The 16,792-nt window shown below is 69.7% G+C and carries 17 protein-coding genes; 11 read left to right on the plus strand and 6 right to left on the minus strand.

Annotated elements, in window-relative coordinates; all coding sequences use genetic code 11:
• Positions 1–42 precede the first annotated feature (42 nt).
• From FBZ83_RS25510 to FBZ83_RS25555, 11 genes are all read left to right on the plus strand, one after another.
• A complete protein-coding gene (locus FBZ83_RS25510) occupies positions 43–555 on the plus strand; it encodes a YcjF family protein (protein WP_145689502.1) in 513 nt (170 codons plus the stop codon).
• Between the two features lie 56 nt (positions 556–611).
• Positions 612–782 (plus strand): hypothetical protein, encoded by a 171-nt coding sequence (locus tag FBZ83_RS31565; protein ID WP_167555913.1) that lies wholly within the window; start codon positions 612–614, stop codon positions 780–782.
• Positions 779–1,540, plus strand: a complete 762-nt coding sequence (locus FBZ83_RS25515; RefSeq protein ID WP_145689503.1) for a substrate-binding periplasmic protein — start codon at positions 779–781, stop codon at positions 1,538–1,540. Before FBZ83_RS31565 ends, FBZ83_RS25515 begins: the two co-directional genes overlap by 4 nt.
• Positions 1,541–1,549: 9 nt before the next feature.
• Positions 1,550–3,259 carry an ATP-binding cassette domain-containing protein gene (locus tag FBZ83_RS25520; protein WP_145689505.1) on the plus strand — a complete coding sequence of 570 codons (1,710 nt, stop codon included), beginning with the start codon at positions 1,550–1,552 and terminating at the stop codon, positions 3,257–3,259.
• Position 3,260: 1 nt separating this feature from the next.
• Entirely contained in the window at positions 3,261–4,577 is a 1,317-nt protein-coding gene (locus FBZ83_RS25525) for a prohibitin family protein (protein ID WP_145689507.1), read from the plus strand.
• A 7-nt stretch (positions 4,578–4,584) separates the two neighbouring features.
• Positions 4,585–6,264 carry an ATP-binding cassette domain-containing protein gene (locus FBZ83_RS25530; RefSeq protein WP_145689509.1) on the plus strand — a complete coding sequence of 560 codons (1,680 nt, stop codon included), beginning with the start codon at positions 4,585–4,587 and terminating at the stop codon, positions 6,262–6,264.
• A gap of 82 nt (positions 6,265–6,346) precedes the next feature.
• Positions 6,347–7,501: an SDR family oxidoreductase gene (locus FBZ83_RS25535; RefSeq protein ID WP_145689510.1), complete on the plus strand. Its 1,155-nt coding sequence runs from the start codon at positions 6,347–6,349 to the stop codon at positions 7,499–7,501.
• 23 nt (positions 7,502–7,524) lie between these two features.
• Positions 7,525–7,956, plus strand: a complete 432-nt coding sequence (locus tag FBZ83_RS25540; RefSeq protein ID WP_145689512.1) for an SET domain-containing protein — start codon at positions 7,525–7,527, stop codon at positions 7,954–7,956.
• Positions 7,953–8,780, plus strand: a complete 828-nt coding sequence (locus tag FBZ83_RS25545; RefSeq protein ID WP_145689514.1) for a hypothetical protein — start codon at positions 7,953–7,955, stop codon at positions 8,778–8,780. Before FBZ83_RS25540 ends, FBZ83_RS25545 begins: the two co-directional genes overlap by 4 nt.
• A 60-nt stretch (positions 8,781–8,840) precedes the next feature.
• Positions 8,841–10,025, plus strand: a complete 1,185-nt coding sequence (locus tag FBZ83_RS25550) for a porin (protein ID WP_247888468.1) — start codon at positions 8,841–8,843, stop codon at positions 10,023–10,025.
• A gap of 140 nt (positions 10,026–10,165) precedes the next feature.
• Positions 10,166–10,588, plus strand: a complete 423-nt coding sequence (locus FBZ83_RS25555) for a VOC family protein (protein WP_114857714.1) — start codon at positions 10,166–10,168, stop codon at positions 10,586–10,588.
• A 40-nt stretch (positions 10,589–10,628) separates the two neighbouring features.
• Here the strand turns inward: FBZ83_RS25555 and mnhG are convergent, their stop codons facing one another.
• The 6 genes from mnhG to FBZ83_RS25585 are packed head-to-tail and all read right to left on the minus strand — an operon-like array spanning position 10,629 to position 16,755.
• On the minus strand, positions 10,629–11,030 hold the full coding sequence (mnhG, locus tag FBZ83_RS25560) for a monovalent cation/H(+) antiporter subunit G (RefSeq protein WP_145689516.1): 402 nt from the start codon (positions 11,028–11,030) through the stop codon (positions 10,629–10,631).
• On the minus strand, positions 11,027–11,308 hold the full coding sequence (locus tag FBZ83_RS25565; protein ID WP_145626980.1) for a K+/H+ antiporter subunit F: 282 nt from the start codon (positions 11,306–11,308) through the stop codon (positions 11,027–11,029). Before FBZ83_RS25565 ends, mnhG begins: the two co-directional genes overlap by 4 nt.
• On the minus strand, positions 11,305–11,793 hold the full coding sequence (locus tag FBZ83_RS25570; protein WP_114857712.1) for a Na+/H+ antiporter subunit E: 489 nt from the start codon (positions 11,791–11,793) through the stop codon (positions 11,305–11,307). The genes FBZ83_RS25565 and FBZ83_RS25570 overlap by 4 nt, the downstream gene beginning before the upstream one ends.
• Positions 11,790–13,409 (minus strand): monovalent cation/H+ antiporter subunit D, encoded by a 1,620-nt coding sequence (locus FBZ83_RS25575; protein ID WP_145689518.1) that lies wholly within the window; start codon positions 13,407–13,409, stop codon positions 11,790–11,792. The genes FBZ83_RS25570 and FBZ83_RS25575 overlap by 4 nt, the downstream gene beginning before the upstream one ends.
• Before the next feature lie 23 nt (positions 13,410–13,432).
• Positions 13,433–13,777 carry a Na+/H+ antiporter subunit C gene (locus tag FBZ83_RS25580; protein WP_145689519.1) on the minus strand — a complete coding sequence of 115 codons (345 nt, stop codon included), beginning with the start codon at positions 13,775–13,777 and terminating at the stop codon, positions 13,433–13,435.
• Positions 13,777–16,755, minus strand: coding sequence for a monovalent cation/H+ antiporter subunit A (locus FBZ83_RS25585; protein WP_145689521.1), 2,979 nt, complete (start codon positions 16,753–16,755; stop codon positions 13,777–13,779). Before FBZ83_RS25585 ends, FBZ83_RS25580 begins: the two co-directional genes overlap by 1 nt.
• Positions 16,756–16,792 lie beyond the last annotated feature (37 nt).

Raw genomic sequence — 16,792 nt, forward strand, 5'->3', positions numbered from 1 at the left:
ACCTGAAATCAACCTCACCTGACCCTCGAAAGGTTTCGGATCATGGTAGACCGCAAGAAGCGCGCCCAGGAACTGATCAAGTATCACAGCTACGCCTCGGGCGCCTTCGGACTCATCCCCGTTCCCGGCGCGGACGTCGCCGCGGTCAGCGTGGCCCAGCTCAACCTGATCCATAAGCTCGCCAAGCTCTATGAGATCGAGTTCGCGCAGGAGCGCACCCGCGCGATCATCGGCGCGCTGATGGGCGGCGTCATGCCCGGCGCGCTCAGCTCCAGCGTGCTCGGCTCCGCCGTGAAGGCCGTTCCGTTCATCGGCACCGCCCTGGGCGTCGCCGTCATGCCAGCGCTGTCGCTGGCCGCCACCCAGGCGCTCGGCCGCGTGTTCGCGCAGCACTTCGAGACCGGCGGCACGCTGCTGGACTTCGACGTCGAGGCGATGCGCGAGCATTTCCGCAAGGAGTTCGAGGCCGCCCGGAACGAGGCCAAGGACGAGGCCGGTGAGGCCCCCGCCGCCGCGCCGCAGATGGAAGAGCAGCCGGTCCAGAAGGCCGGCTAAGGGCACGACGCCGGGGCGCCGGGCAAAGAAGGCCGGGCAAAGAAGGAAGCATCGCCGTGTTCGAGCTGATCTACATCGGTCTCTGCCTGCTGGTCGGGTTTCTGGGGATCGGCCGCCGCGGCGGCTTCCTGCTTTACGCCTTCCTGGCGGTGGTTCTGACCCCGCCCGGCGCCCTTCTCGTGATGATCCTGCTGACCACCCGCGCCAAGAAGCGGGCGAAGGCATGACGGCGGCGACGGCGTCCGTCCTCCGCCCGGTCCTGCGGCTCCTGCTGCCGGTCCTGCTGGCGCTGTTCGCCGCGATCCTTCCGGCGCGCGCCGAATACTGGACCATCGCGTCGGAAGACCATTTCCCGCCTTACAACTACTCCTTCAACGGCACCCGCACGGGGATCGACACCGAGATCGTCGTCGCCCTGCTGAAGGAGTTGAACATCACCCCGGTCCACCGGCCGCTGTCTTGGACCGAGGTCGTCCGGTCGATGGACGAGAACACCGCCGACGTCGGGTTCCAGTTCATCGCCTCGCCCGCCCGTTTCGCGCAGTACAACATGATCGGCCCGTTCCGCACCGGCACGACCGTTTTCATGGTGCGCAAGGACTCCCCCATCGCCTTCGAGCGGCTGGAGGACCTGACCCCCTACCGCATCGGCGTGGTCGACGGCTTTGCCTACGCGCCGGACTTCGACGCTGCGACCTATCTGGAAAAGGTCCCGTCGAGCAGCAACGTGGTCAACTTCCGCCGCCTGATCCTGGGCCGGGTGGACGTGATCGTCGGCGACCTGCATGTGCTGAACCACATGGCCAAGCAGGACGGGCGGCTGAAGGACGTGCGCGTCCTGCCCAAGCCGCTCGGCCTGATCCCCCGCTACATCGCCATGCCCAAGGCGCGCAAGGAGAAGGCGGAGCGGCTGCAGGCCGCCTTCGTCAAGCTGCGCGACAACGGCACGATCACCCGCATCCTCGACTCCTGGCTGGCGGAGTGAGGCGGACCGATGAGCAAGAGCAAGACAAGCAAGCGCGTCGCCCCCAGCCGGCCCGTCTCGGCCCTGCTTCCCCTGATCGGGCTGGCCGACCGTGAGATCCTGACCCGGCTGGTGGTGACCGGCTGCGTCGCCGCCACCGCCAACCTCATCAGCCTGATGAGCCTCAGCGCCGAGCTGAACGGCTGGATGCGCGGCGAGGTGCTGGACACGCCCTTCCTGATCTTCTGCCTGGCGCTGCTGGTCTCCTACGCCTTCAGCAAGCGCTTCGTCGGGCTGGTGCTGACCACCGGCTTCAGCGCGCTGGCCGGGGTGCGGCGGCGCTTCCTGCAGACCGTCACGCTCGGCAACCACGCCGACATCCTCGACATGCAGGCGCGGCGCTCCTTCGACTTCGGCAACCACCATCTGGAGCGCATCGCGGCGCTGCTGCCCAACCTGTCGATCGCCGCCAACATGATGCTGGTGGCGGTCGTGGCCTACCTCTACCTGTGGACGCTGACCACGGTGGGCGCCACGCTGCTCCTGGTGGCCGGCGCGATGATCGGCGGCTGGTACGTGCGCGAGGCGCAGCGGACCCGCGCCCTGCTGGGTCAAGCCAAGGAGTCCGAGGTGCGGATGCTCCAGGGCTTCTCCGAGATCGTCGGCGGCAACGCCGAGATCAAGCTGGGCAAGGCGCGGCGCGACGAGCTGGCCCAGGCGGTCGAGGCCGACGTCGCCCAATGGGAGGACCTGAAGCGGCGCCACGGCCGCAATCTGGGCGAGCTGTTCTCCTGGATCGCCACCATCGTCATCGGCTTCTCCGCGGTCTTCGTCTTCATCTTCCCGCGCATGGGCGCGCTGTCGGCGGCGGAGCTTCCGCTGGTGACCTCGGTCATCCTGTTCCTCGCCCGGCCGCTGTCGAAGTTCCTCAACGCCGTGCCCGACTACATCGCGGCGGAGGACGCGGCGAACCAGCTCACCACCCTGCTCGCCGCCATGCCGGCGGCGGAATACGCGCCGTCGAAGCTGGCCCGCGCGCCGCGCCGCTTCTCCGCCATCGAACTGCGCGGCGTGCGCTTCGCCTACCGCGCCGGGCTGCGGCCCGAGCCCTTCGTGATCGGTCCCATCGACATGACCATCCCGGCGGGCAGCGTCGTCGGCATCGTCGGCGCCAACGGGTCGGGCAAGTCCACCCTGCTGCGCGTCATCCCGCTGCTGTTCCGCCCGGACGAGGGGCAGGTGCTGCTCGACGGGCAGGCGGTGGAGGGCGACCGGCTGGAGAGCTACCGCGACCTGTTCTGCGCGGTGTTCCAGGACCACCATCTGTTCACCCGCCTGCCGCAGGGGCCGACCTTCGACGCGGAGCTGTTCCGCGAGATGCTGGCCTATCTGAAGATCGACCATCTGGTGCCGGAGACCGGCGACGGCCTGCTGAACCGCGACCTCTCCAAGGGCCAGCGCCGCCGCGTCGCTCTGGCCGTCGCGGTCGCGGAGGGGCGTCCGATCATCATCCTCGACGAATGGACGTCCGACCAGGACGCCGAGTTCCGCACCCGCTTCACCAACGAGATCATCGGCAAGCTGCGGGCGCTCGGCCGCACCGTGATCTTCGTGTCGCACGACGGCAACGCCTCGTCGGTCTGCGACGTCACCATTCACATGACAAACGGGCAGATGGACCTGCCGGCCGACAAGGCCGCGCCCCGCCCCGCCACGGCTTTGCTCCAGGAGACCGCGTGACATGGCTGACCAGGCCTTCACCTACGACGACGCCGACGCGACGCCGCAGCCGAAGTCGCGCCTGCGCGCGCTGCTCGGCAACTGGTACGAGGAGCACCGCCGGTCGCTGCTGTGCACGCTGCTGGTCGGTATTCTGATCTTCCTCTACTTCGCGCCGTCGATCGTCGTCTTCATCCCGGCCGGCCACGGCGGCGTGCTGTGGAAGCGTTTCCACCAGGGCACCCAGATGGCTCCGGCCCTGGCCGAGGGCGTGCACGTCATCTTCCCCTGGGACAAGATCGAGGTCTACGACCTGCGCCTGCAGGAGGACACCCGCTCCTACTCGGCCATCGCCAATGACGGCCTGAACGTCAGCATCGAGATCACGGTGCGCTACCGCCCCTACGCGGAGATGCTGGCCGCCCTGCACAAGAACGTCGGGCCGAACTATCTGGAAGTGCTGCTGGTGCCGGAGGTCGGGTCGGTCTCGCGCGAGATCGTGTCGCGCTTCAAGGCCGACGAACTTTACGCCCACCGCCGCCTGCGCGTTCAGACCGAGACTTTCGAGCAGGTCGCCGACCGCGTGATGTACGCCCAGATCATCGGGGCCGAGGACACGCCGAAGCCGGACGGGCGGACCAAGACCGGCTATCTGCTGATCCAGGACATCCTGATCCGCAACGTCTCGCTGCCCGAGGCGATCATGGTGTCGATCGAGCGCAAGATCCAGCAGGACCAGGCCGCCCAGGAATACCAGTTCCGCCTGCAGCGCGAGCTGTTCGAGAGCCAGCGCAAGCAGCTGGAAGGCCAGGGCATCCGCGCCTTCCAGGAGACGGTCCAGGCCAACCTGACCGAGAACTACCTGCGCTGGCGCGGCATTGAGGCGACGCTGGAGCTGGCCCATTCGCCCAACGCCAAGATCGTCGTCATCGGCAACGCCGCCAGCGGCGGGCTGCCGCTGATCCTCGACGCCGCTTCGGGCGGGGGCGCCACCCTCCCGATGCCCGGAACCCCCGCCCCCGGCGCGCCGCAGGCGGGGGCCGCGACGGTCACCATGCCGAGCGGCCTGCCGGTCCCGCCCGCCGCGCAGCTCCCCTCGCTGAGCGGCGAGGGCACCCCCGGACAGGTGCCGGTCGCCCAGATGCCCAGCCTGAACCAAGCGGGCGCCGAACCCGCGCCGGCCACGGCGGGCCACGCGCCGGCGGCGCCGGTCCCCGGCGTCAAGCCCCAGGCCGCAAGTGGCGCAGCGGGTGCTGCAAAGGACGGCAAGGCCGCGTCGGCCCCCATCCTGTCGACCATGTCGCCGTCCCGTCTGCTCGACCTCATTCAGCCCAAGTGAGCCGGCGATGGATCTCTGGCGCATCCTGAGACGCGACGCCCTGCGCAACATGCAGCCGCTGATGCTGCTGGCGGTGCTGGCGGCGGCCCTCAACCTCGCTCTGCTGACCTCGCTGAACAGCGCGCTGGTCATCATGGACGATCCGGAGGGGTTGCAGCGTCTGCTGTTCATCTTCCTGCTGTCCGCCTTCTCCTGGCGGTTCGCGCAGGGCTGGATGATGAGCGCGGCGTCCAAGCGGATGCAGGCGGCGCTGGCTGTCCTGCGCGTCGACCTGCTGCGCCGGGCGGTGGCCGCCGACCTGCCCGACGCCATGGCGGTCGGCTCCACCCGCCTCGCCCAGGTGGCCGGGCCGGAGCTGCAGCTTCTCGCCCAGGCGGTCCCGACCCTGGTCATCAGCTTCCAGTCGGTCGCGGCGATCGTCCTCTGCCTGCTCTACCTCGCCACCCTGTCGAACGCCGCGGTGCTGATCGTGCTGGGCTTCCTGACGGTCGGCGGCGTCCTGATCGCGCGCTCCGTCCTGCGGCTGGAGCGGTTGTCGGAGACGATCCATGAGGCCGAGGGCGCGCTGTCGGAACGGTCGGACCACATCCTGCAGACGCTGCGCGAGTGCAAGCTGAACCGCCGCCGCGCCGCCAACGCGCTGTCCGACGCCACCGCCTGCGCCGAGGCTTTGCGGACGGAGCGCCACCGCTTCGGCGCCGAGTACAGCCACTACTTCACGCTGAGCGAACTGACCTATTACGCGGCGCTGGCCGGGATCATCTTCCTGCTGCCGGCGGTGACCAGCACCGACATCGCGACCGTCGTGCTGGCCGGCCACGCCGCCGCCTTCATCGCCTATCCGGTCATCACCATCGTCGCCTCCTACCCCTCCTACATCAGCGCCGAGACCGCCGCCCGCTCCTATCTGGCGGTGGAGGCGGAGCTGAAGGCGCCCCCCCGCCCCGCCACACCCCGTCCGGCACAGCGCCGGGCCAAGGACGCGCCGCCGACCGGCTTCGCCGACTTCGCCACCCTCGCGCTCGACGGAGCGTCCTACCGCCACCCCGGGCGCGACGGCACCGGCTCCTTCACGGTCGGTCCCATCGACCTGTCGGTGCAGCGCGGCGACGTCGTCTTCGTCACCGGCCACAACGGCGCCGGCAAGAGCACGCTGATCCACCTGCTGCTCGGCCTCTACCCGGCGCAGCGCGGCAGCCTGACGGTGGACGGCGCGGTGGTGACGGCGGACACGCTGCGCTCCTACCGCGACCTGTTCTCCGTCGTCTTCTCCGACAACCACGTCACCCGCCAGCTCTACGGCGCTGTGTCGCTGGAGGACGGCTTCGCCGACGAGCTGCTCGACCTGCTGGAGATGTCCGACAAGGTGGCGGTCGAGGACCGCGCCTTCACGACGGTGGACCTGTCGCAAGGGCAGAAGAAGCGCCTCGCGCTGGCCGCCGCCCTGCTGGAGCGCAAGCCCGTGCTGGTGCTCGACGAATGGGCCGCCGACCAGTCCCCCTACTTCCGGCGGAAATTCTACCGCGAAATCATTCCCTGGATGAAGGCGCGCGGCATCACCGTGATCGCCGTGACCCACGACGACGCGTATTTCGACGCCGCCGACGTGCAGATCCAGGTGGAGCAGGGCGGTATCCGCCGGCTCGACACCCCCGCCCTTCCGGCCCCCGACCTGCTGCCCGCCTGATCCAGACCAGCGGATCGGGGCCAGCGGATCGGAGCCACCAACCGAACCCTCCCCTCCCCCAGACGCGAGACCGAGGCACACCATGATCCTTCTCACCGGCGGCACCGGCTTTCTCGGTGGTTCCTTCTACCTCGACGCCGTCAAGAACGGGACCGCGGCGGACTGCCTGCTGCTGATCCGCGGCGCCGACGAGGCCGCCTGCCGCGCCCGTCTCGCCACCAACCTGTCCCGCTGCGTCGACCGCGCCACGGCCCAGGCCTACGCCGATCTCTGCCAGATCATTCCGGGCGACCTGCAATCGCTGGCGACCAGCGCCGACCCGCGGCTGGACGCGGTGACCCACATCGTCCACGTCGCCGCCGACACCTCCTTCGACAGCCGCCATTCGGTCTGGCAGATCAACGTCGACGGCACGCTGGCGCTGGCCGCCCGCGCCCGCCGCATGAAGCACCTCCAGCGCTTCCTGCACATCGGCACCGCCTTCTGCTGCGGCGAGACGCCGTGGCTGGAGATGGTCGAGGAGGCCCCCGCCCCCGGCCACGACACGCCGCACATCGTCGAATACACCCGCAGCAAGGCGGCGGCGGAGCGCGCGCTCGCCGCCGGATTCCCCGACCTGCCCATCGTCGTCTGCCGCCCGTCCATCGTCGTCGGCCACACCGCCATGGGCGTCCGCCCGAGCGCCAGCATCTTCTGGTTCTTCCGGCTGGTCGACCGCACCGGCGTTCTGCCCTGCTCGCCGGACGGCTTCATCGACATCGTTCCGGTGGACTGGGCCTCGGCCCGGCTGCACGACCTGCTGCGCAAGCCCGACCTGAAGCACAACCTCTACCACATCTCCGCCGGCCTCGGCAGCCGCACCATGTGGAGCGACTTCCAGGCCGCCTTCGCCGCGCACGGCCATGAGGGCACCCGCCCCTACAGCTTCTTCGATCCGAAGGGTCCGGAAGGCTGGAAGCCCTTCGACCGCGCCTTCCGGCTGGCCTTCCCGCAGCGCGACATTCTGCACCGGACGATGATGGCGGGCGGGCGCAAGTACCACCGCTTCACCGCGCAGGACATCGCCTTCGACAACAGCCGCCTGCTCGCCGAGGGCTTCGCCCCGCCGCCGCGCTTCGCCGACTACATCGGCGTCTGCCTGACCAACCCCGGCACGACCATCGCCGAGCAGTTCGTCGACGACGCCGCCAGCTTCGAGTTCGACGAGTCGCTGGCGCCGGCCACCGCCGCCGCCTGACGTTACTCCTGGAGAAGGACGCCATGCCGCTCCTCATCGCCACCCGCCTCGCCTCCAGCCCGATCCACGGGCTGGGGCTCTTCGCCGAGGAGGCGGTCGCCGCCGGCACGCCGGTGTGGGCGTTCGACGCCCGCATCGACCGCCTGCTGGCGCCCGACGACGCCGTGCTGGCCGAGTTTCCGCAGGTCGCCCGGCTGATCGACTTCCACGGCTGCGTGATCGAGGGGGTCGGCGTCCTTCTGCCGGGGGACGACGCCCGGTTCCTCAACCACGCGGACGGTCCGTCCATCGGGCGGGCCGATCCCGGCGACTGGCGGCGCTTCGTCGCCCGCCGCGCCATCGCCGCCGGGGAGGAGATCACCTGCAACTATGAGGACATCTGCGCCGACGTGCGCGAGGCCGGGGCGGCGCTCTACCTGACCGGAGCCGGGGCCGGGGCCGGAGCAGGGGAATGACCACGCCCGCGGCACGTCCTCCCCTGCGAACCAGCTTCGTCGAGCCGACAGCTTTGACGCCGGAGCGCCGGGCGGCGATGTTCGCCCTGCTCAGCGTCTGGTTCGAAGGCTACGGCGAGGACTATTTCAACGAGGAGCTGGAAGACCTCGACCACTGCGTGCTGCAGGAGGATGCCGCGACCGGGGAACTGGTCGGCTTCGCCACCGTCTACCGGCAGGCGGTGGAGATCGGCGGCACCGCCGTCGGCGCCTTCCACACCGCCCATTGCATCCTGGAGCGCCGCTTCTGGGGGTCGAACGAACTGGTGCGCTCGATGGTCGCCGAGATGGTCGCCCGCGCCCGCGCCGACCGTTCGGGACGGCTGTGGTACTGGAGCTACAGCGCGGTCGGCTACCGCTCCTACCGCTACATGCCGATGCTGTTCGTCCGCCACACGCCGCATCCGGACCAGCCTCCGGACGACCTCGACCGGGCCTTCCGCGACCACATCGGGCGGGAATGCTTCGCCCACTACTACGACGCCGAAACCGGCACCGTGGACTGGCAGTGGCAGGGCTACGGCCTGACCGAGGAGGCCCGCGCCATCAGCGAGGCCAAGCTGGACAGCCCGGCCGTCGCCCAGTTCCGCCGCGTCAACCCGCGCTGGGCCGACAGCGTGGAGATCCTCTGCCTCGCTCGGCTGGAGGACGACAACCTCACCGCCTTCGGCCGCCGCTGGTTTTGTACTAACCCTCTCCCCAGAGGGGAGAGGGTGGCCCGAAGGGCCGGTGAGGGGGTTGCGCTTTTGCCGAACGGTCTGACACGCGCAACCCCCTCACCCTAACCCTCTCCCCAGAGGGGAGAGGGGATTTCAAAACATCACCCCGCAAGCCTCGACCCTGGAATGACGACGCCCATGAACGCCTTCTCCCTTCGCGCCGCCGCTCTCGCCGGCACCGCCTTCGCCGCCCTGACGTCGGCCCCGGCCCTGGCCGAGCCGAGCTTCGACCTGATCCTCGGCGGCGACGCCTATTTCCAGGGCGCCTACATCCGCCAGCAGCAGGACGAGGGCCTGCGCCCGCGCGAGTTCGCCAACCGCTACCGTCTGGTCGTCACCCCGACGGCCACCGCCGACAACGGCCTGACCTACGGCGCGCGGCTGCGCATCGTGGCGGGCAACGGTGATCCCACCGTCTCGACCCGCAACATCGAGAACGACCGCGCCTTCCTGTTCGCCAACGGCGCCTTCGGCACGATCCAGGCCGGCGTCATCAACGGCCTGTCGGACGAATACGGGATGATCGGCCCGAACGTCGAGGGCGTGGCCGGCAGCCCGGACAGCAACGGCATCCTGTTCCTGAACGGCTCCTCGACCTTCGGCGCCCTGCCGCTGGCCGCCACCAGCCTGCGCACGCTGATCGCCTACGACACCGGGACCAAGTTCGTCTACATCACGCCGAGCTTCGGCGGCCTGTCGGCGGCGGTGTCCTACATGCCGCGCAGCGGCGACTCCAACACGTCGGTCAACCGCCGCACCACCGACGCGCTGGGTGACCTGCTGTCCTTCCGCGACGTGGTCGAGGTCGGCGGCGCCTTCCAGACCGCGGTCGGCGATTTCAGCGTCGAGGGCAGCGCCTTCTACGCGACCGGCAAGGCGGTGCGCCAGACCGACGGCGTCGTCAGCCAGTCCTTCGAGGACCTGAACTCCGTCCATGTCGGGGCTAACGTCGGCTACGGCCCGGTGAAGGTCGGCGCCAGCTACGCCTACAGCGGCGACAGCGGCTACGCCGAGGGCCTCGCCCAGACGCGGGCGCAGCAGAACTGGATCTTCGGCGCGCAGTACAGCGCCGGGCCGCTGCTGTTCGCCGCCAACTACCTGCGGGCGCTGGGCAACGACAGCGCGACCATGTCCACGCCGAGCAAGGCGGACATCTGGCAGGGCGGCGTCACCTGGACCGTCGCCCCCGGCTTCACCGCCGGGCTGGAGTACGACTACGTGCAGTCCGCCCTGCAGGCGGCCCGCCCCGACGGCGGCGACCTGAAGGACCGCGCGCACATCGTGATGCTCGACACCCGTCTGGCCTTCTGAGCACGCTGACCGTTGCGGCCCCCGGAAAACTCCAGGGGCCGCAGCGTTATCGCGAGGTTGACCCCCGCTGAATTCGTTTGTTGGCACCACGGAGCGCGGTCTACCCTGGCCACCCGAACCAACGTCAAAAGGGTGCGCCGGTGTTCGCGTTCCATCTCGCCTTTCCCATCCGGGACATCGAGGAAACCCGCCGTTTCTACGTCGATGTCCTGGGCTGCCGCGAAGGGCGCTCCACCGAGCGGTGGATCGATTTCGACTTCTTCGGCAACCAGATCTCCGCCCACCGCTCGTCCGAGCCGCGCTCGACCGAGACCAGCATGGTCGACGGCAAGGCGGTGCCGCTGCATCATTTCGGGGCGGTGCTGCCGCGCCCGGAGTGGGACGCGCTGAGAGAGCGGCTGGAGGCCGCCGGGGCGACCTTCCTGCTGGAGCCGCAGATCCGCTACCCCGGCAAGCCGTCGGAACAGGGGACTTTCTTCATCCTCGACCCCTCGGGCAACGGGCTGGAGTTCAAGAGCTTCACCGACGACTCCGGCATGTTCGCCCAGGTCGAGGCGACCTGAATAAGAAAGGTCGAGGCGACCTGACGCGCCGAGGGACGGTCTACACCGGCGGCGCGGCGTCCGGGGCTGGCGGTGCGGCGCTCTCGACCGGCGGGGCCGGCGGCGCCGCCGGTACGTCGTCGCTGCCCTCGCTGCGGTCGCGGTAGAGGGCGGCGCGGGCGAGCAGCATCAGCGTGATCGGCGTGGTCACCACCATGAAGATCGCGATTAGAATTTCGTGCAGCACCAGCCGCGACTGCAGCACGGTGAAGCACAGCATCGAGGCCAGCAGCACGGAGCCGATGCCCATGGTGGTGCCCAGCGTCGGGGCGTGGACGCGCTCGTAGAAGCTGCGCAGACGCACGAACCCGATCGACCCGATCAGCGCCAGCGAGGCGCCGAGCAGGAGGAGAAGCGCCACCGGGATCGCCGCCCAGACCGGCAGGTCGGCCAGATGCGTCATTCGATCACCTCTCCGCGCATGAGGAACTTCGCCAGCGCCGCCGTCGCGACGAAGCCGAGCAGCGCGATGATCAGCGCCGCCTCGAAATAGAGCGTGCTGCCGGTGCGGATGCCGAAGGTCAGCAGCAGCATCGTGGCGTTGACGTAGAGCGTGTCGAGCCCGAGCACCCGGTCCTGCGCCCGCGGCCCGCGCAGCACGCGGTACGTCGCGCAGGCCATGGCGGCGACCAGCAGGATCTGCGCCAGGAAGATCGACCAGAGCAGCAGCGTGGCGGTCATTCGAAGATCTCCATCAGGCGCTTCTCGTACCGTCCCTTGATGGTGTCGATCCAGGTCTTCTCGTCGACCAGATCGAGGATGTGGAGAAGGATGCTGTTGTTCGCGGAGTTGTATTCCACCCAGATCGTCCCCGGCGTTCCGGTGATGATGCAGGCCAGAGTCGCCAGACCGTAGGGCGCCCGCATGTCGAGCGGGATGCGCAGGAAGCCGGACACCCGCTCCGTCTTGCGCGGGTTCAGGATGATCTTGGCGACCGCGAGGTTGGAGCGCGCGACGTCGGCCATCACCAGCCCGGCCAGCGCGAACGCGGCACGCGGCCGCTTCAGCCGTCCGCCCGGCGGGTCGAGGGCCCGGAAGCCCCAGAGCGCGACGGTCGCCAGGATGGTCCCCATCAGGATCGAGCCCAGCGCCACGCTCTCGGTCAGCAGCAGCCACATCGCCACGAGCGCGGCGGTCAGCAGCGGGTATGGCCACCAGCGCTTCATGGCGCGACTCCCTTGCCGGTTCCGGGCGCGGCGGTGGTCATCACCCCCTGGACGTAGCGTTCCGGCCCATGAAGGGAGCGGGCGGTGTCCTCCATGTAGCGCATCACCGGCCCGGCCTGGACGGTCAAAGCCACGCAGAGCGCCAGCAGCATCATGACCGGCGCGAGTTCGACGAGGCGCACGCGCGGCAGGTCGCCAGCGGGCGACGCCCAGAAGACGTCGATGCCGGTGCGGCTCATCGCGACCACCGTCGCCAGACCGGACAGGATCAGCGCCACCATCAGCGCCCAAGTGGTGAAGGGCAGTCCCTCCGCCCCCTGCGCCAGCATCGGCGCCAGGATGGCGAATTTGGCGAGGAAGCCGGACAGCGGCGGCAAGCCGGCGAGCAGCAGCGCGCAGGCCATGAAGGCGATGCCGAGGATCGCCATGATCGCCGGGATCGACACGCCGATGGCGTCGTCGTCGTCCGACTCCTCGTCCTCGCCCTCGCCGAAGGCCTCGCGGGTCACCGCCAGCACGTCGGCGCCGACCATGCGGCCGCGCTCGACCAGCTCGATCAGCAGGAACAGCCCGGCGATCGCCAGGACGGAACTGGTCATGTAGAACAGGGCGCCGCCGGTCACCGCCGCCTGCCCGGCGCCAATGGCGGCCAGCAGCGTGCCGGAGGAGACCAGCACGCTGGCCCCGGCCAGCCGCGCCAGATTCTGCGTCGCCAGCACCGCGATGGAGCCGAAGGCGATGGTCAGCACCCCGCCGATCAGCAGCCAGTGCCCGCCGAACCCAGCCGAGGTCCCGGCGCTGTCGCCGAAGACCAGAAGCCAGATCCGGATGATGGCGTAGATGCCGACCTTGCTGAGGATCGAGATGATCGCCGCCGACGGCGCGCCGACCGTGGTGTAGGTGTTCGGCAGCCAGAAGCCGAGCGGCCACATGCCGGCCTTGATCAGGAAGGCGACGCCGAGGATCGCCGCCCCGGCCTCCAGCAGCCCGCGGTCCTCCGGCGCCACCGCGGCGATGCGGACGGCCAGCTCCGCCATGTTCAGCGTGCCGGACACGCCGTAGATCATGCTCACCCCGATCAGGAAGAGCAGGGACGCCGCCAGATTGATGGCGATGTAATGCAGCCCGGCGCGGACACGGGCGAGGCCGGAGCCGTGCAACGCCAGCCCGTAGGAGGCGGCCAGCATGATCTCGAAGAAGACAAAGAGGTTGAACAGGTCGCCGGTCAGGAACGCGCCGTTCAGCCCCATCATCTGGAACTGGAACAGCGAATGGAAATGGGCGCCCGCCCGCTGCCAGCGCGCCAGCGCGAAGACCAGGGCGGACAGCCCCAGGATGCCGGTCAGCACCAGCATCATCGCCGACAGCCGGTCGAGCACCAGGACGATGCCGAACAGCGACGGCCAGTCGCCCAGCCGGTAGACGCGCACCGTGGCGTCCGCCCCGGTGGCGGTGTGGTCCGTCAGATAGAGCAGCAGCACAGCCAGCGCCAGCAGCACCGAGGCCGACACCACCCCGAGCGTGGCCTTCAGAGCCCGCCGCCGCTCGTCGATCAGCATCAGCAGCGCGCCGACCAGCAACGGGATGATGATCGGCGCGATCACCAGATGATTCATCCAAGCGCTCATTGGCCACCCGTTCACCGGGACTTCTCCTTACCGTCCACATGGTCGGTTCCCGTCAGGCCTCGCGCGGCGAGGAGCAGGACGAGGAACAGCGCCGTCGTCGCGAAGCTGATGACGATGGCCGTGAGGACCAGGGCCTGGGGCACCGGGTCGGCGTGGCTGGCGAGGCTGCCGGCCATGCCGCGCTCCAGCACCGGCGCCGCCCCCGTCCGCAGGCCGCCGGTCGAGAAAATGAAGAGGTTGACGGCGTAGGAGAGCAGCGACAGGCCGATGATGACCTGGAAGGTGCGGGGACGCAGCAGCAGCCAGACGCCGGAGCCCGTCAGCACCCCGATCCCGAGGGCGAGGATAAGTTCCATCAGTCGTCTCCGGTTGCGGCGGTCGGGGCGCCAGTCGGGGCAGCGGTCGCGACCGGAGCGGGCGCCGCGGGGGCGCTCGCCGCCGGAGCGCGGGGTGCGGCGGCGCGATGGCCGCGGACCGACTGGCGGGCCAGCGCGATCAGGGTCAGCATGGTCGCGCCGATGACCAGGGCGAACACGCCGATGTCGAACAGCAGCGCGCTCGCCGTCGGAATCTCGCCGATGAGCGGCAGGTGCGCGTAGGCGAAATAGGTGGTCAGGAAGGGCCGGCCGAACAGCAGGGCGCCCAGGCCCGTGCCGGCGGCCAGCAGAAGCCCGAGGCCCATCCAGCGCAGCGGCAGCACGCGCAGCCGTGCCTCCACCCACTGCGTGCCGCCCAGCATGTATTGCAGGATCATGGCGATCGAGCCCATCAGCCCCGCGGCGAAGCCGCCGCCGGGCAGGTCGTGGCCGCGCAGCAGCAGGAACAGCGCGACCATGCCGACCACCGGGAACAGCAGACGCGCGATCACCGACGGGATCAGCAGCCAATCGGCCACCGTGTCGCCCTCCCGCCGCTCCGGCCGGGCGATGTCGTAGGCGCTCTGGTCGCGCTGCTGCTCCGGCACGTCCACGCTGTCGGGGGCCGGGCGGAAGCGGCGCAGCAGCGCGTAGGCGGTCAGCGCCACCACCCCCAGCACGGCGATCTCGCCCAGCGTGTCGAAGCCGCGGAAGTCGACCAGGATCACGTTGACGACGTTGGTGCCGCCGCCCTCGGTGTAGGCGCGCTCCAGGAAATGCTGCGCCAGGATCTCCGGCGGGAAGCGGGTCATCACGCCGAAGGCCAGCCCGGCCATGCCGAGGCCGGCGGTGATGGCGATGGCGAGGTCGCGCAGGCGGCGCCCCGTCCGCATCACCTCCGACGTGCCAGTGCCGGGCAGCCGCTTGGGCAGCCAGCGCAGGCCGAGCAGCAGCAGGATCGTGGTGACGATCTCGACCAGCAGCTGGGTCAGCGCGAGGTCGGGGGCGGAGAACCAGACGAAGGTGACGCAGGTGACCAGACCGGTGCCGCCGAGCAGGATCAGCGCGGCGAGGCGGTGGAACTTGGCCTGCCACGCGGCGCCGAGCGCGCAGGCCGCACCGATCGCCCAGATCAGGGCGAGCACCGGATCGATGCCCTGCGGCACCAGATTGCCCGGACCGAGGCCGCGCCGGTAAACCGCCCAGCCCGCGGCCAGGATGGCGACGCAGACGACCAGCCGGAGCTGCGGCTGCAGCCGCCGGGTGCCGAGCAGCCCCTCCAGCGTCCGGGCGAGGCGCCAGGACAGGAAGACCATGCTGCGCTCGAACATGCGGCGGCCTTCCAGCCGGCTGATGAAGGGCGGGCCCTCGATGTTGCGGCGGAACAGCGGCTGCAGCAGGAAGTAGAGCGTCACGCCGGCCGCCAGGGCGAGCAGGCTCATCACCAGCGGCGTGTTGAAGCCGTGCCAAACCGCCAGGCTGTATTCCGGCGTCGCGGCGCCGAGCGCGGCGTGGGCCGCCATGTTCAGGTACGGCCCCACGGTGGCCGCGGGCAGCAGCCCGATGATGATGCAGGCCAGCGCCAGGATTTCGACCGGAAGGCGCATCCAGGCCGGTGGCTCGTGCGGCAGGTGCGGCAGGTCGACCGGGTCGGGGCCGAAGAAGGCGCCGTGGATGAAGCGCAGCGAATAGGCCACGGCGAAGGCGCTCGCCACCATCGCGGCGAAGGGCAGGATATCGAGCAGGAAGGTCACGGACCCCTGGGCCGTCAGCGTCTCGGCGAAGAACATCTCTTTCGAGATGAAGCCGTTCATCAGCGGCACGCCGGCCATGGCCGCCGCCGCCACCATCGCCAGCCGCGTCGTGAAGGGCATGAAGCGGTTCAGGCCGGACAGGCGCCGGAGGTCGCGGGTGCCCGTCTCATGGTCGATGATGCCGGCGGCCATGAACAGCGACGCCTTGAAGGCGGCGTGGTTGATGATGTGGAAGATCGCCGCGACCATGGCGAGTTCGCTGTTGAGGCCGAGCAGCAGCGTGATCAGCCCGAGATGGCTGATGGTCGAATAGGCCAGAAGTCCTTTCAAGTCGTTCTGGAAGATCGCCACATAGGCGCCGATCAGCAGGGTGGCCAGACCGGCGCTGCCGACGATCCAGAACCACGCGTCCGTCCCCGCCAGCACCGGCCACAGCCGGGCCATCAGGAAGACGCCGGCCTTCACCAGCGTCGCCGAATGCAGGTAGGCCGAAACGGGGGTGGGCGCCGCCATGGCGTGCGGCAGCCAGAAATGGAACGGGAACTGCGCGCTCTTGGTCAGCGCGCCCATCAGGATGAGGACCAGCGCCGGCAGGTAGAGCGCGTGCTCGCGGATCTTGTCGCCCGAGGCCAGGACGACGTCGAGGTTGTAGCTGCCAACGATGTGGCCGAGCAGCAGCACCCCCGCGAACAGGCACAGCCCGCCTGTCGCGGTGATGGTCAGCGCCATGCGCGCGCCGTCGCGCGCCGCCGCCGTGTGGTGCCAATAACCGATCAGCAGGAAGGAGAAGAGGCTGGTCAGTTCCCAGAAGAAGGCGATCTGGATCAGGTTGCCGGAGAGCACCACCCCCGTCATCGACCCCATGAAGGCCAGCAGGAACGCGAAGAAGCGGGGGACCGGATCGTCCGCCGACATGTAATAGCGCGCGTAGAGCACAACGAGCGCGCCGACCCCGAACACCAGCCCGGCGAACAGCCACGCGAAGCCGTCCATCCGCAGCGTGAGGTCGAGGCCGAGCGACGGCATCCAGGCCATCGAATGGCGGATCACCCCGCCCGCCGCCACCGTCGGATAGGCGGCCCACACCAGACCCAGCCCGATGATCGCGATCGCACCGGCCAGCCACGCCGCGGTGTTGCGCGCGTGCGTCGGCAGCATCCCGGCGACGATCGCGCCGACGAACGGAAGGCCGGTGGCGGCCAGGAGCAACAGGGCGTCGGACATGGTCTGTGACAATGGGGTCTCGGGCAATCGGAGGGGC

The sequence above is a fragment of the Azospirillum brasilense genome (assembly GCF_007827815.1).
Taxonomy (GTDB): domain Bacteria; phylum Pseudomonadota; class Alphaproteobacteria; order Azospirillales; family Azospirillaceae; genus Azospirillum; species Azospirillum brasilense_C.

Coding starts and splice junctions, on each gene's coding strand:
- FBZ83_RS25525 (WP_145689507.1), top strand. CDS start 3,261: ATGGCTGACCAGGCCTTCACCTACGACGACGCCGACGCGACGCCGCAG.
- FBZ83_RS25510 (WP_145689502.1), top strand. CDS start 43: ATGGTAGACCGCAAGAAGCGCGCCCAGGAACTGATCAAGTATCACAGC.
- FBZ83_RS25585 (WP_145689521.1), bottom strand. CDS start 16,755: ATGTCCGACGCCCTGTTGCTCCTGGCCGCCACCGGCCTTCCGTTCGTC.
- mnhG (WP_145689516.1), bottom strand. CDS start 11,030: ATGACGCATCTGGCCGACCTGCCGGTCTGGGCGGCGATCCCGGTGGCG.
- FBZ83_RS25520 (WP_145689505.1), top strand. CDS start 1,550: ATGAGCAAGAGCAAGACAAGCAAGCGCGTCGCCCCCAGCCGGCCCGTC.
- FBZ83_RS25545 (WP_145689514.1), top strand. CDS start 7,953: ATGACCACGCCCGCGGCACGTCCTCCCCTGCGAACCAGCTTCGTCGAG.
- FBZ83_RS25550 (WP_247888468.1), top strand. CDS start 8,841: ATGACGACGCCCATGAACGCCTTCTCCCTTCGCGCCGCCGCTCTCGCC.
- FBZ83_RS25530 (WP_145689509.1), top strand. CDS start 4,585: ATGGATCTCTGGCGCATCCTGAGACGCGACGCCCTGCGCAACATGCAG.
- FBZ83_RS25565 (WP_145626980.1), bottom strand. CDS start 11,308: ATGACCGCCACGCTGCTGCTCTGGTCGATCTTCCTGGCGCAGATCCTG.
- FBZ83_RS25540 (WP_145689512.1), top strand. CDS start 7,525: ATGCCGCTCCTCATCGCCACCCGCCTCGCCTCCAGCCCGATCCACGGG.
- FBZ83_RS25580 (WP_145689519.1), bottom strand. CDS start 13,777: ATGGAACTTATCCTCGCCCTCGGGATCGGGGTGCTGACGGGCTCCGGC.
- FBZ83_RS25515 (WP_145689503.1), top strand. CDS start 779: ATGACGGCGGCGACGGCGTCCGTCCTCCGCCCGGTCCTGCGGCTCCTG.
- FBZ83_RS25575 (WP_145689518.1), bottom strand. CDS start 13,409: ATGAATCATCTGGTGATCGCGCCGATCATCATCCCGTTGCTGGTCGGC.
- FBZ83_RS25535 (WP_145689510.1), top strand. CDS start 6,347: ATGATCCTTCTCACCGGCGGCACCGGCTTTCTCGGTGGTTCCTTCTAC.
- FBZ83_RS25570 (WP_114857712.1), bottom strand. CDS start 11,793: ATGAAGCGCTGGTGGCCATACCCGCTGCTGACCGCCGCGCTCGTGGCG.